Origin of the sequence: Kitasatospora sp. NPDC089913, from assembly GCF_044748625.1 — a bacterium.
Lineage (GTDB): Bacteria > Actinomycetota > Actinomycetes > Streptomycetales > Streptomycetaceae > Kitasatospora.
In genome coordinates this window covers 26492-39976 of the sequence record NZ_JBIVGI010000051.1, presented here as the reverse complement: position 1 = coordinate 39976, position 13485 = coordinate 26492, and the positions used below count along the sequence as shown (strand labels likewise).

General features: G+C 73.3%; 10 protein-coding genes. 7 read left to right on the top strand and 3 right to left on the bottom strand.

Features of this window, described 5'->3' with window-relative positions:
* Positions 1 to 501: 501 nt before the first annotated feature.
* Both ACIPYS_RS39095 and ptsP read left to right on the top strand, forming a co-directional pair.
* Positions 502 to 951: a PTS glucose transporter subunit IIA gene (locus ACIPYS_RS39095; RefSeq protein WP_093859349.1), complete on the top strand. Its 450-nt coding sequence runs from the start codon at positions 502 to 504 to the stop codon at positions 949 to 951.
* A 114-nt stretch (positions 952 to 1065) separates the two neighbouring features.
* Entirely contained in the window at positions 1066 to 2736 is a 1671-nt protein-coding gene (gene ptsP, locus ACIPYS_RS39090) for a phosphoenolpyruvate--protein phosphotransferase (protein ID WP_093859350.1), read from the top strand.
* A gap of 75 nt (positions 2737 to 2811) precedes the next feature.
* Here ptsP and ACIPYS_RS39085 read toward each other — a convergent pair whose 3' ends face one another.
* The 3 genes from ACIPYS_RS39085 to ACIPYS_RS39075 are packed head-to-tail and all read right to left on the bottom strand — an operon-like array spanning position 2812 to position 6557.
* Positions 2812 to 4935: an acetoacetate--CoA ligase gene (locus ACIPYS_RS39085; protein WP_400755299.1), complete on the bottom strand. Its 2124-nt coding sequence runs from the start codon at positions 4933 to 4935 to the stop codon at positions 2812 to 2814.
* A 46-nt stretch (positions 4936 to 4981) separates the two neighbouring features.
* Complete coding sequence (locus ACIPYS_RS39080; RefSeq protein ID WP_400755297.1) at positions 4982 to 5530, bottom strand: NUDIX domain-containing protein; 549 nt, start codon at positions 5528 to 5530, stop codon at positions 4982 to 4984.
* A gap of 40 nt (positions 5531 to 5570) precedes the next feature.
* Positions 5571 to 6557: an NUDIX domain-containing protein gene (locus ACIPYS_RS39075; RefSeq protein ID WP_093859353.1), complete on the bottom strand. Its 987-nt coding sequence runs from the start codon at positions 6555 to 6557 to the stop codon at positions 5571 to 5573.
* A 190-nt stretch (positions 6558 to 6747) separates the two neighbouring features.
* On the opposite strand from ACIPYS_RS39075, the gene mmuM reads away from it, so the two are divergent.
* From mmuM to ACIPYS_RS39050, 5 genes are all read left to right on the top strand, one after another.
* Positions 6748 to 7833 carry a homocysteine S-methyltransferase gene (gene mmuM / locus ACIPYS_RS39070; protein ID WP_400755295.1) on the top strand — a complete coding sequence of 362 codons (1086 nt, stop codon included), beginning with the start codon at positions 6748 to 6750 and terminating at the stop codon, positions 7831 to 7833.
* A 160-nt stretch (positions 7834 to 7993) separates the two neighbouring features.
* Positions 7994 to 8758: an IclR family transcriptional regulator gene (locus ACIPYS_RS39065; protein WP_093859355.1), complete on the top strand. Its 765-nt coding sequence runs from the start codon at positions 7994 to 7996 to the stop codon at positions 8756 to 8758.
* Positions 8759 to 9130: 372 nt separating this feature from the next.
* Positions 9131 to 9868, top strand: a complete 738-nt coding sequence (locus tag ACIPYS_RS39060; protein ID WP_093859356.1) for an MIP/aquaporin family protein — start codon at positions 9131 to 9133, stop codon at positions 9866 to 9868.
* A 90-nt stretch (positions 9869 to 9958) separates the two neighbouring features.
* Positions 9959 to 11479, top strand: a complete 1521-nt coding sequence (gene glpK / locus ACIPYS_RS39055; RefSeq protein WP_360020950.1) for a glycerol kinase GlpK — start codon at positions 9959 to 9961, stop codon at positions 11477 to 11479.
* A 151-nt stretch (positions 11480 to 11630) separates the two neighbouring features.
* Entirely contained in the window at positions 11631 to 13226 is a 1596-nt protein-coding gene (locus ACIPYS_RS39050) for an FAD-dependent oxidoreductase (protein WP_400755292.1), read from the top strand.
* Positions 13227 to 13485: the final 259 nt, after the last annotated feature.

The window sequence follows — 13485 nt, the reverse complement described above, 5'->3', positions numbered from 1 at the left end:
CGTTGACTTTTGGCACGCTGTTGAGTTCTCAAGGAACGGACACTTCCTTCGGGCGGCTTTCACACCGGCCCTCCGGGCGCTTCGTTCTTTCGTGTCCCCAGCCTATCAGATCCGTTCACCGTTGTTTAACCGGTGCTTTTCGTTTCTGAAATCTGGCGTTAACCGTCGACTTGCGGCGACTCGGCCAACCATAGCGGGTCGTCGGGCCGAGCGCGAATCGGGCCGCGCCGGTGTCACCCGGACGGACGCGTGATTTGTTGCTCTCGCGAGCATATACAGCAATGGTCCCGATTCGCCAAGATGCCTGTAGAGTGCGGCGCATCGGCCAAGAGGACTAGACCACTAGTGGTCGACGAGATGACTGACTGGTGGGGGCGGACGGCGCGGCCGGCCACCCGGAATGTCAGCGGATGTCCGAAGTTGACATGATTTAGGCTTCAGTCGATCACCCCGCCGCGTTCGCGGCCGCTCGCCTGTACTGCGCACTTGGGAGGCTCATCCATGACCACTGTGACGTCGCCGCTGACCGGCAAGGTCGTAGGGCTCGCCGGCGTGCCGGACCCCGTGTTCTCGGGCGCGATGGTCGGCCCCGGCACCGCGATCGACCCGGTGCGTCGGCCGACCGAGGCCGTCGCCCCGGTCGACGGCGTGGTCGTCTCGATGCACCCGCACGCGTTCGTCGTCGTCGACGCGGACGGGCACGGGGTCCTGACCCACCTGGGCATCGACACCGTCCAGCTGAACGGCGAGGGCTTCGAGCTGCTCGTCAACAAGGGCGACACGGTCACCCGCGGCCAGGCCGTCATCAAGTGGGACCCGGCCGCGGTCGAGGCCGCCGGCAAGTCGCCGATCTCGCCGATCGTCGCGCTGGAGGCCGCTGCCGACTCGCTCGGCGGGCTGCTGGAGAGCGGGGAGGTCGCCGTCGGCGACGCCCTGTTCAGCTGGAGCTGACCTCTCCCCTTCTACCGGTCCCCTCTTACAGGACACACCCGCCCCACCGCTCCGGTCGGGGCGGCCCGGCACACAGCGGTACCCGGCGGGGCCGCCTCTCTCACGGAGAAAGACATGGAGAAGACGCTGCGAGGCGTGGGTGTCAGCCACGGAGTCGCGATCGGCCAGGTGCGCCACATGGGTACCGCCGTGCTGGAGCCCCCGGCCACCCAGATCCCGACCGAGGACGCTCCGCGCGAGCAGGCCCGCGCCCAGGCAGCCGTCGAGGCCGTGGCCGCGGACCTGATCGCCCGCGGCAACCTCGCGGGCGGCGAGGCCCAGGCCGTGCTGGAGGCCCAGGCGCTGATGGCGCAGGACCCCGAGCTGATGGCCGACGTCTCCCGCCGGATCGCTGTCGGCAGCAGCGCCGAGCGCGGCGTCTACGACGCCTTCGCCGCCTACCGGGCGCTGCTCGCCTCGGCCGGCGAGTACCTGGCCGGCCGGGTCGCCGACCTGGACGACGTGCGGAACCGGATCGTCGCGCGCCTGCTGGGCGTGCCGATGCCGGGTGTGCCGGACAGCGACGAGCCGTACGTGCTGTTCGCCCGGGACCTCGCTCCGGCCGACACCGCGCTGCTGGACCCGACGCTGGTGCTCGGCTTCGTGACCGAGGAGGGCGGGCCGACCAGCCACAGCGCCATCCTGGCCCGGGCCATGGGCGTGCCGGCCGTGGTCGCGCTGCCGGGGGCGGCCGACGTGGCCGAGGGCACGGTCGTCGCGGTGGACGGCAGCTCCGGTGACGTGCTGGTCGAGCCGAGCACCGAGAAGCAGGACGAGCTGCGCCGGATCGCCGCCGAGCGCAAGGCGGCGCTGGCGGCCTCCTCCGGTCCGGGCGCGACCTCGGACGGGCACCGGATGCCGCTGCTGGCCAACGTCGGCGGTCCGGGCGACCTGCCGGCCGCGCTGGAGGCGGGCGCCGAGGGTGTCGGTCTCTTCCGCACCGAGTTCCTCTTCCTGGACGACTCGGCGAAGGCGCCGACCGAGGAGAAGCAGGTCGAGGCGTACCGCAAGGTGCTGGAGGCGTTCCCGGAGGGCCGGGTCGTGGTCCGGGTGCTCGACGCGGGCGCGGACAAGCCGCTGGACTTCCTGACCCCGGCCGACGAGCCGAACCCGGCGCTCGGTGTGCGCGGTCTGCGCACCCTGCTGGAGCACCCGGAGGTGCTGCGGACCCAGCTGCGGGCGCTGGCGACGGCCTCCGAGGGCCTGCCGGTGCACCTCGAGGTGATGGCCCCGATGGTGGCCGACCGCAAGGACGCCAAGGACTTCGCCGAGGCGTGTCGCGAGGCCGGGCTGAGCGCCAAGTTCGGTGCGATGGTGGAGATCCCGTCGGCCGCGCTGCGGGCGCGCTCGATCCTCCAGGAGGTCGAGTTCCTCTCCCTGGGGACCAACGACCTGGCCCAGTACGCCTTCGCCGCGGACCGCCAGGTCGGTGCGCTGGCGCGGCTGCAGGACCCGTGGCAGCCGGCGCTGCTGGACCTGATCGCGTTCGCCGCCGAGGCCGCGCAGGCCGAGGGCAAGAGCTGCGGTGTGTGCGGCGAGGCGGCCTCCGACCCGCTGCTGGCCGTGGTGCTGACCGGTCTCGGTGTCACCAGCCTGTCGATGGGCGCGGCGTCGATCCCCTACGTGCGGACGGCGCTGGCCAAGTACACGCTGGCGCAGTGCCGCCGGGCCGCCGAGGCGGCCCGGGCGGCGGACAGCGCCGAGGAGGCCCGGGCCGCGGCGCAGCAGGTGCTGTCGGGCGAGTAGCGCTCGCGGGACGACACGAAGGGGCCCGCTCCACCGGCCGGTGGAGCGGGCCCCTTCGGCGTGTCCGGGGGCCGGTCACTCGGCGGCGGCTCGCTCGCGCTCCAGGCGGAGCTGCTCGAAGTACCGCAGGTGGTCGAGGTTGTCGACGGAGCCGGGGTTGACGGCCTGGTCGAGCGGGGTCCCGGAGAGCAGGCGCTTGACCGGGACCTCGATCCGCTTGCCGGTGAGGGTGTGCGGCAGGCCGCGGACGGCGATGACCTCGTCGGGGACGTGGCGGGGGGAGAGTTCGGTGCGCAGCGAGGTGCGGATGCGGCCGATGAGGTCCTGGTCGAGTTCGGCACCGGGGGTCAGGACGACGAAGAGCGGCATCCAGTAGCCGCCGTCGGGCTCCTCCAGGCCGATGACCAGGGATTCGGCGATCTCGGGGAGGCGCTCGACGACCTCGTAGATGTCCGAGGAGCCCATCCGGACGCCCTGGCGGTTGAGGGTGGAGTCGGAGCGTCCGTGGATGACGACGGTGCCGCGGGAGGTGGCGGTGATCCAGTCGCCGTGGCGCCAGATGCCGGGGTAGGTGTCGAAGTAGCTGTCGTGGTACCGGGTGCCCTCGGGGTCGTTCCAGAAGCCGGTGGGCATGGACGGGATGGGCTTGGTGACGACGAGTTCGCCGACCTCGTCGGTGAGCGGGTGACCGTTGACGTCCCAGGACTCGACGGCGGCGCCGAGGCTGGGGGCCTGGATCTCGCCGAGGTGGACCGGGAGGGTGGGGACGCCGCCGACGAAGCAGGAGCAGACGTCGGTGCCGCCGCTGACGGAGGCGAGCCAGACGTCCTCCTTGACCTCCTCGTAGATCCAGCGGAAGCCGTCGGGCGGGAGCGGGGAGCCGGTGGTGCCCAGGCAGCGGACGGCGGAGAGGTCGAGGTCCCGGCCGGGGTGGAGGTCGGCCTTGCGGCTGGCGATGACGTAGGCGGCGGAGGTGCCGAGGACGGTGGCGCGGGTGCGCGCGGCCACGGACCAGAAGGCGCCGGTGTCGGGGTGGCCCGGGCTGCCGTCGTAGGTGACGACCGTCGATCCGACGAGCAGGCCGGCGAGGAGGAAGTTCCACATCATCCAGCCGGTGGAGGTGTACCAGAGGAAGCGGTCCTCGGGGCCGAGGTCGAGGTGGAGGCCGGCCTGCTTGAGGTGCTCGACCAGGATGCCGCCCTGGCTCTGGACGATGGCCTTGGGCAGGCCGGTGGTGCCGGAGGAGTAGAGGACCCAGAGCGGGTGGTCGAAGGGCACGGCCTCGAAGACCGGCTCGGTGTCCTCCGCGGTGAGGTCCTCCCAGGCCAGGGCGCCCTCGGGGGCGGGGGTGCCGAGCAGGGGGACGTGCACGACGGTGTGCAGGGTGGGGAGTTCGCGGCGGAGTTCGGCGACGACCTCGGTGCGGTCGTGGTCCTTGCCGCCGTAGTGGTAGCCGTCGACGGCGAAGAGGACGACCGGCTCGATCTGCTGGAGGCGGTCGAGGACGCTGCGGGCGCCGAAGTCGGGGGCGCAGCTGGTCCAGACGGCGCCGACGGCGGCGGTGGCGAGCAGGGCGACGGCGGCCTGCGGGATGTTGGGCAGGTAGGCGCCGACGCGGTCGCCGGGGCGGACGCCCCGGGCGCGGAGGGCGGCCGCGAGGGAGCCGACCTGTCGGCGGAGTTCGGCCCAGGTGAGGACGAGCGGCTCGTCGGTGGTCTCGTCGAGGTGGAGGACGGCGGGGCGGTCGGCGTTCCCGGCCTGCTCGCCGGCGCGCAGCGCGTGCTCGGCGTAGTTGAGGCGGGCGCCGGGGAACCAGCGGGCGCCGGGCATCGCGGGGTCGGCGAGGACGGCCTCGGGGGCCTGGGTGAAGCGGACGTCGAACCACTGGGTGACGGCGGTCCAGAAGCGGTCGAGGTCCTCGACCGACCAGGCGTGCAGGGCGGCGTAGCGGGCGGCGGCCTCGGCGTCCGAGGTGGTGGGGGCGAGCGGGGCGGCCGGGGCGCCGTGGTGCTGGGCGGCCCAGGCCTGGAAGGCCACGATCCCGGTGCCGGCGGCACGCTCGGGGTTCGGGCGCCAGAGCGGCTGGTCCTGGGGTGGGGTGCTCACGGTGGTGGTCTCCCGGCCGGTGATGAGGGCGGACGGGGTCGCTTGTGGCAGGGCCCGCGTCCGGTTGGGGGCTGTCCGTGCAGACCCTGCCATGTGAGCGGCCGGGGCGCCAGGGTCTGCCCGGCGCGGCCGCCGCTGGTCAGGGGCGGGTGAATTCGCCGTTGAACCAGGAGCGGGAGACACGGGTGTGGAAGGGGAAGGCGAGCGGGGTCTCGGGGGTGGAGAGCTGCCAGCCGTCGGTCTCGTCGGTGGGGACGGAGGGCGGGAGGGCGGCGAGCGGGCGGGCGGGGAGGAGGCCGAAGAGGCAGAGGAAGCCGCCGCGGGTGTCGGAGTCGGTGGCGACCAGGGTGACGTCGGTGTGCTCGGCCAGGATGCCGGTCTCCTCGCGCAGCTCGCGCACGCAGGCCTGCTGCCAGCTCTCGCCGTAGTCGATGTAGCCGCCGGGGAGGGCGAGTTCGCCGTAGCCGGGCTCGATGGTGCGGCGGATGACCACCAGGCCGGGGGCGGTGTCCTCGCCGGTGACGGGCAGGAGGGTGACGACGACGGGCAGCGGGTTGCGGTAGCTGATCTCGCTGCACGCGGAGCAGGTGCGGGGCCAGCCGTCGGTGCCGGCCGGGTAGGGGGATCCGCAGAAGTGGCAGTGGGAGTTGGGCTGCTGGCGCACGGTGTCGGCCTCTTGAGTCGTCATGGCCGGATGGTAGTGCGGGCGGCCGGGAGCGGGGTGGTGATCAGGTGGTCCGGCCCGGGGAGAGCGCCGGTGGGGGCTGCTGGGGCGGATCGCCCTGGGCGGGGCGGAGGAGGGCCGGGTGGAGCAGTGTGGCGTCGCCGGCGTGGTAGGTGCGGGCCCGGGGGCCGCCGCGGGCGCCGCCGCGTTCGGTGGTGGTGCCGGTGCCCTCGACGAAGCCGGGGACGGAGAGCACCTTGCGGTGGAAGTTGCCCGGGTGGAGCTTCTCGTCCCAGACGGCCTCGTAGACGGCGCGCAGCTCCGGAATGGTGAAGTCGTGCTGGAGGAAGGCGGTGGCCAGCGGACTGTACTCGATCTTGGCGCGGGCGCGGTCGAGGCCGTCGGCGAGGATCCGGGCGTGGTCGAAGGCGAGCTCGATCGGGGTGGGTGCCCCGGCGGGCGGGGGTGCGGCCGGATCGGCGGGGTGCTCCGGGGGCACGGGGTACTCCGGGCCGGAGGGGCCGGAGGGGCCGGAGGGGCCGGTGCTCCCGCCGACGCCACCCCCGTGGGTGTCGGCGGGAGCACCGGCGGACTCGGACCGGCCGGCGGGCCGGAGATCGAGGTCGGTGACGGGGTGCCAGGCGGCGTGTGCCGCGTCGCTGCCGGCCCGCGGATCGGGCAGGTCGGGGGCGAAGGCCAGGTAGGCGACCGAGATCACGTGCATCCGCGGGTCGCGGTCGGGTACGCCGTAGCTGCCGAGCTGTTCGAGATGGATCCGGCTCAGGGCGGCCTCGGCGCCGACCGTGCCGGGCAGGCCGGTCTCCTCCGCGAGCTCGCGGGCGGCGGCTTCGTCGAGGCTCTCCTCGCCGGCCCGCAGGAAGCCGCCGGGCAGGGCCCAGCGCCCCTGGTAGGGCGGGAGGGCACGCTCGACCAGCAGGACGTGGAGCCGGCCCTGGCGCAGGGTCAGGGCCACCACGTCCACGGTGACGGCGACCGGGGTGTAGGCGCGCGGATCGTAGGAGGCGAGCCACTCCTGCTCGGTGGTGTCCACGCTGCGCGCTCCTCTCCCCCGCCGGGCCCGCGGTGGCGGGCGGCCGTCCTTCTCGTTCTGAGCACAACGTAGCGATCCCTTGACTCTGCGGCAAATGGTTTTCCGCCCCGGCCGCGGCCGGCCGCTCCTACCCTGTGACCAGGGCGTCCTCCGGACCGGCCGGGACGCCGCCCGCCCCGAGGAGGACGTGATGGACCGGCCCGGGGCCGACCGGCCCGCCTCCGCCCCCACGCCCGACGACGCACCCCCGGCGGACTTCGCGGCCGCCCTGGCGGCCGGGCCGCTGGTGCTGGACGGCGGACTGTCCGAACGGCTCGCCTCGGCCGGCTTCGACCTGGCGGACGCGCTGTGGTCGGCCCGGCTGCTGGCGGACGCGCCGGAGGCGGTCGTGGCGGCGCACCGGGCGTTCTTCGAGGCGGGCGCGCGGGTCGCGATCACCGCGAGCTACCAAGCGAGCTTCGCCGGCTTCGCCCGGCGCGGGGTGGGCCGGGCGGCCGCCGCCCGGCTGATGGCCGGAAGTGTGGAGCTGGCCCGGGAGGCGGCCCGCGGACTGCCCGGCCCCCGCCGGTGGGTGGCGGCCTCGGTGGGCCCGTACGGGGCGGTGCTGGCGGACGGCTCGGAGTACCGGGGCCGGTACGGGCTGACGCCGACCGAGCTGGAGGCGTTCCACCGGCCCCGGCTGGAGGTGCTCGCGGCGGCCGGTCCCGACGTGCTGGCACTGGAGACGGTGCCGGACGTCGACGAGGCGCGGGTGCTGCTGCGGGCGGTGCGCGGGCTGGGCGTACCGGTCTGGCTGTCGTTCGCGGCGGCGGGCGGGCGGACCCGGGCCGGGCAGCCGCTGGCGGAGGCGTTCGCGCTGGTGGCCGGGGCGGAGGAGGTGGTGGCGGTCGGGGTGAACTGCTGCACGCCGGAGGAGGCGGACCGGGCGGTGGCGCTCGCGGCGCGGGTGTCGGGCAAGCCGGTGGTGGTCTACCCGAACAGCGGCGAGGGCTGGGACCCGGCGGCCGGGACGTGGTGCGGGGAGCCGGCCTTCGGTGCGGCCGGTCCGCCCCGGGCCGCCGACGGCCGGGGCGGGGTGGCGGGCTGGCTGGCCGACGGGGCACGGCTGGTGGGCGGCTGCTGCCGGGTCGGACCGGCCGGGATCCGGGCGGTGGCCGCCGGGGTGGCCGCCGCGACCGGGGAGCGGGACGCCGGAAAGCGGGACGCCGGAAAGCGGGACGCCGGGAAGCGGCACCCCGGACGGCCGGACGCCGGGGAGCCGAGCACCCGCCGGTAGGCGGCCCGGACCGGACGGACGGCGGTGCGCGGGCGCACGACCGGGTCGGCCGACGCAGGTTACCGAGGGGGAAGGTGCACGGAACGGCGACGGCCTGGCAGACTCGTGCCGTTACCACTGCGGTCGACAATGTCGACCGCCTGTCCGCGCGGAGGTACCAATGCCCGGCCCGATCCAGTCGCTCTCCCGGGCCGCCGCGATCATGCGTCTGCTGGCCGGCGGCGAGCGCCGCCTGGGCCTGTCGGAGGTCGCGACGGCGCTGGACCTGGCGAAGGGCACCGCCCACGGGATCCTGCGCACCCTCCAGCAGGAGGGATTCGTCGAGCAGGACCCGGAGAGCGGCAAGTACCAGCTGGGCGCCGAGCTGCTGCGGCTGGGCCAGAGCTACCTGGACGTGCACGAGCTGCGTGCCAGGGCACTGGTCTGGGCCGACGACCTGGCCCGGGCGTCCGGGGAGACCGTCTATCTGGGGGTGCTGCACCAGCGCGGAGTGCTGATCGTGCACCACGTGTTCCGACCGGACGACACCAGGCAAGTGCTGGAGGTCGGCTCGATGCAGCCGCTGCACTCGACCGCGCTGGGCAAGGTGCTCCTGGCCTACGACCCGGTGGCGCGCGGCGAGCTGGGCGAGGGCCCGTTCGAGTCGTACACCGCGCGGACGCTGACCGAGGCCGCGGACGTGGACGCCGAGGCGGCGCTGACCCGTGAGCGCGGCTGGGCCGACGCGGTGGAGGAGACCTGGGAGGGCGTGGCCTCGATCGGCGCGCTGATCCAGGACCGGCGGCGCAATCCGGTCGGCGCGGTCTGCATCAGCGGCGCGGTCGAGCGGGTCTGCGAGGACGGCTTCGTGAAGCCCTCGCTGGTCGCCTCGGTGCGCAGCGCGGCCCGGGCGATCTCCCGGGACCTGGGCGCCGGACGGTTCTGACCGCTCGGAGCGGCCCGGTCCCGGCCACCCCCGGCCCGCGGCCGCCCGGCCGCCCCGCCGCCCCGGCCGCCCCGCCGCGGGCCCGCGGCACCACAGGAAGACGTTCACGCTGAGGCGCGGACGGGCGAAATGCCCGTCCGCGCCTTACCGTTTTGTCCAAAATTGCGATGATCCGTTCGGTGACTACGGGTAGCGCGGCGAGCGAAGGGTCACAGCTGCGTAACCCGGCCTTGACGGGAGGGCGACCCGGGGAGGAAGCTTCCGCATGACGGTCGACATTGTCGAACGATGGCCGTGCGAATCCATCCCACAGAGCGCTCACCCGCCCAGCGATCCGCCCGGCCCCTGCCCCCACCCGCACCTCCGGGCCATATGGACAAGGGAGTCTTTGTGTCCGCGTTCTCCAACGGCGACATCTTCGTCGGCGAAACCCTCGGCACCGCCGCCCTGATACTTCTCGGCGGTGGCGTCTGTGCCGCCGTGACGCTCAAGAAGTCGAAGGCCCTGAACGCCGGCTGGCTGGCGATCACCTTCGGCTGGGGCTTCGCGGTGATGATCGCCGCCTACATGTCGGCTCCGAAGTCCGGCGCCCACCTGAACCCGGCCGTCACCCTGGCCCTCGCCGTCGACAGCGGCGACTGGAGCAAGGTTCCGGTCTACCTCGGCTCCCAGCTGCTCGGCGCGATGATCGGCGCCGTCTTCGTGTGGCTCACCTACCTCGGCCAGTTCCAGGCCAACCAGGAGCCCACCCTCGGCATCTTCTCGACCGGTCCCGAGATCCGGAACCCGGTCCAGAACCTGCTCACCGAGATCATCGGCACCTTCGTGCTCTGCCTGGCCATCCTCACCCAGGGCCTGACCAAGGGCCTCGGCCTCTCCGGCACCGGCATCCTGATCGTCGCCTTCACCGTGGTCGGCATCGGCCTCTCCCTCGGCGGCCCGACCGGCTACGCCATCAACCCGGTCCGCGACCTGGGTCCGCGCATCGTCCACTCGCTGCTGCCGATCCCCAACAAGGGCGGCTCCGACTGGTCCTACGCCTGGATCCCGGTGGCCGGTCCGATCATCGGCGGTCTGCTGGCCGGCGGCCTGTACCACGCCGCGTTCTGATCCCCCCGGGTTTCCACCCCACCCGAGCACGGGGACTGACCTGAGAGTCAGGCCCACCTCCCCCGCCAACCTCTTGAGCCGAGGACCCTCATGACCTCCACTGGCAACTACATCGCCGCGATCGACCAGGGCACCACCTCCAGCCGCTGCATCATCTTCGGCGCCGACGGCCGGATCGTCTCCGTCGACCAGCAGGAGCACCGGCAGATCTTCCCCCAGCCCGGCTACGTCGAGCACGACGCCGCCGAGATCTGGACCCGGGTCCAGTCGGTCGTCCGCGGCGCGCTGGAGAAGGCCGGTCTGACCAAGGACGACATCCGCGCGATCGGCATCACCAACCAGCGCGAGACCACCGTCCTGTGGGACAAGAACACCGGCGAGCCGGTGCACAACGCCCTGGTGTGGCAGGACACCCGCACCGAGGCGCTCTGCCGCGAGCTCGGCCGCAACGTCGGCCAGGACCGCTTCCGCCGCGAGACCGGCCTCCCGCTGGCCAGCTACTTCGCCGGCCCGAAGATCCGCTGGCTGCTGGACAACGTCGAGGGCCTGCGCGAGCGCGCCGAGGCCGGCGACATCCTCTTCGGCACCATGGACACCTGGGTCATCTGGAACCTCACCGGTGGTGTCGACGGCGGCAAGCACGTGACCGACGTGACCAACGCCAGCCGGACCATGCTGATGAACCTCAAGAGCCTGGCCTGGGACGAGGAGATCGCCGAGTCGATGGGCGTGCCGATGGCCGTCCTGCCGGAGATCCGCTCCTCCGCCGAGGTGTACGGCGAGGCCGTCGGCGACCTGGCGGGCGTCCCGGTCGCCGCCGCGCTCGGCGACCAGCAGGCCGCGCTGTTCGGCCAGACCTGCTTCAACGAGGGCGAGGCCAAGTCCACCTACGGCACCGGCACCTTCCTGCTGCTGAACACCGGCGAGAAGATCGTCAACTCGTACCACGGCCTGCTGACCACGGTCGGCTACCGGATCGGCGACCAGGCCCCGGTGTACGCCCTGGAAGGCTCGATCGCCGTCACCGGCTCGCTGGTCCAGTGGCTGCGCGACCAGCTCGGCATCATCTCCACCGCCGCCGAGATCGAGACCCTCGCCAACACGGTCGAGGACAACGGCGGCGCCTACTTCGTCCCGGCCTTCTCCGGTCTGTTCGCCCCGTACTGGCGCTCCGACGCCCGCGGTGTGATCGCCGGCCTGACCCGGTACGTCACCAAGGGCCACCTGGCCCGGGCCGTCCTGGAGGCCACCGCCTGGCAGACCCGCGAGGTCGTCGACGCCATGCAGAAGGACTCCGGGGTCGAGCTCACCGCCCTCAAGGTCGACGGCGGCATGACCAGCAACAACCTGCTCATGCAGAACATCGCCGATGTCCTGGACGCCCCGGTCGAGCGCCCGTACGTGGCCGAGACCACCGCCCTCGGCGCCGCCTACGCGGCGGGCCTGGCGGTCGGCTTCTGGAACGACCTCGACACCCTGCGGGCCAACTGGCACCGCGCCGCCGAGTGGACGCCCCGCATGGACGAGGCCACCCGGGAGCGCGAGTACAAGAAGTGGCTCAAGGCCGTCGAGCGCACCATGGGCTGGGTGGAGGAGGAAGAGAACAACTGATCGCGAAGCCGGTCGGGGCCCCGTGCCCCGGCCGGCCCGCTCCCGTTTCACCGGCCCGTCGCACCGGGCCGACCCGGTCTCTCCGCACAGAGGCCGTACGCACACCGAGAGGAGTAACGGCGCCGCCCGACCCGCGCGCCGTACACACACCATGGCAACCATCCCGACCCTGGGCGCCGAGCGCACCGCCGGCCGCACCGCCTCCCGCGCCGAGACCCGCGAGCTGCTCGGCAAGGCCACCTACGACCTGCTGGTGATCGGGGGCGGCATCCTCGGCACCGCCGTCGCCTGGACCGCGTCCCAGGCCGGTCTGAAGGTCGCCATGGTCGACGCCGGCGACTTCGCCGGTGCCACTTCCAGTGCCTCCTCCAAGCTCGTCCACGGCGGTCTGCGCTACCTGCAGACCGGTGCGGTCAAGCTGGTCGCGGAGAACCACAAGGAGCGCCGGGTGCTCTCCACCGACGTGGCCCCGCACCTGGTCAACCCGCTGACCTTCTTCGTCCCGGTCTACAAGGGCGGCCCGCACAGCGCGCCCAAGCTCGGCGCCGGCGTCTTCCTCTACTCGGCGCTCTCCGCCTTCCGTGACGGCATGGGCCGGGTCTCGACCGCCGCGCACGCCGCCCAGCAGGTGCCCGCGCTGCGCACCGAGGGCCTGCGCTCGGTGGCCGTCTACGGCGACCACCAGATGAACGACTCGCGCGTCGCCGTGATGACCGTGCGCGCCGCGGTCGAGGCCGGCGCCGTCGTGCTCAACCACGCCGAGGTCACCGGCCTGCGCTTCACCGGCGGCCGGGTCACCGGTGCCGAGCTCAAGGACCGCCTGGACGGCACCGAGTTCGGCGTCGACGCCCGCCTGGTGCTGAACGCGACCGGCCCGTGGGTGGACCACCTGCGACGGATGGAGGACGCCGGCGCCGCGCCGTCGATCCGGCTGTCCAAGGGTGCCCACGTGGTGGTCAAGCGCCGCTCGCCGTGGCGCGCCGCGCTGACCATCCCGATCGACAAGTACCGTGTCTCCTTCGCCATCCCGTGGGAGGACCACGTCCTGCTCGGCACCACCGACGAGGAGTTCACCGGCGACCCGAAGGACGTCCGGGCCACCGAGGCGGACGTCGACCAGATCCTCGGCGAGGCCGCGCACGCGATCCGTGACGAGCACATCGACCGCGACCTGATCACCTACAGCTTCGCCGGCCTGCGGGTGCTGCCCGGCGGCCCGGGCGACACCGCCGCCGCCAAGCGCGAGACGGTCGTCACCGAGGGCAAGGGCGGCATGCTGTCGGTCGCCGGCGGCAAGTGGACCACCTACCGCCACATCGGCCGCACCGTGCTGGAGAAGCTGGCCCACGTGCCCGGCACCTCCCTCGGCGAGGACATGTCGCCGATCGCCCCGACCGTCCCGCTGCCGGGTGTCGGCGCGCCGAACGCCGTCGCGCACCGCCTGCTGATCGACCGGGACCCGGGCTCGCGGATGGAGCCGCTGGTCGCCAAGCACCTGGCCAGCCACTACGGCACGCTGTCCTTCGACATCGCCCGGATGATCGACGAGAGCCCGGAGCTGGGCCGGCCGATCCACGAGGACGGCCCGGACGTCTGGGCGCAGGTCGCCTACGCGGCCGCCAACGAGTGGGCGTACACCGCCGACGACGTGCTGCGCCGCCGCACCACGATGACCGTCCGCGGTCTGGACACCCCGGAGATCCGGGCCGAGGTCGAGGCGTTCCTGGCGAAGCGCGCGGCCAAGTAGGCAACAGGGCCGGGAGCGACCGGCACGGCCGAGCGAGACCCGCACGGCCGCCGGAGAGTCGGAGGGCGGGCACCCCGGAGCGGGGGTGCCCGCCCTCCGGCCTGTGCGCCGACCTCCGGCCTGTGCGCCGACCTCCCGCCTGTGCGCCGACCTGCGGCATTGCCCGGCTCCGGGGAGGTTCACCGGTGTTGGTATCGATCGGATCACCATTCCCAGGAAATTCCCAGGCATTGGTAGCTTTTGTCCGATCAATATCCCA

Coding starts and splice junctions, on each gene's coding strand:
- ACIPYS_RS39095 (WP_093859349.1), top strand. CDS start 502: ATGACCACTGTGACGTCGCCGCTGACCGGCAAGGTCGTAGGGCTCGCC.
- ptsP (WP_093859350.1), top strand. CDS start 1,066: ATGGAGAAGACGCTGCGAGGCGTGGGTGTCAGCCACGGAGTCGCGATC.
- ACIPYS_RS39085 (WP_400755299.1), bottom strand. CDS start 4,935: ATGGCAGGGTCTGCACGGACAGCCCCCAACCGGACGCGGGCCCTGCCA.
- ACIPYS_RS39080 (WP_400755297.1), bottom strand. CDS start 5,530: ATGACGACTCAAGAGGCCGACACCGTGCGCCAGCAGCCCAACTCCCAC.
- mmuM (WP_400755295.1), top strand. CDS start 6,748: ATGGACCGGCCCGGGGCCGACCGGCCCGCCTCCGCCCCCACGCCCGAC.
- ACIPYS_RS39065 (WP_093859355.1), top strand. CDS start 7,994: ATGCCCGGCCCGATCCAGTCGCTCTCCCGGGCCGCCGCGATCATGCGT.
- ACIPYS_RS39060 (WP_093859356.1), top strand. CDS start 9,131: ATGGACAAGGGAGTCTTTGTGTCCGCGTTCTCCAACGGCGACATCTTC.
- glpK (WP_360020950.1), top strand. CDS start 9,959: ATGACCTCCACTGGCAACTACATCGCCGCGATCGACCAGGGCACCACC.
- ACIPYS_RS39050 (WP_400755292.1), top strand. CDS start 11,631: ATGGCAACCATCCCGACCCTGGGCGCCGAGCGCACCGCCGGCCGCACC.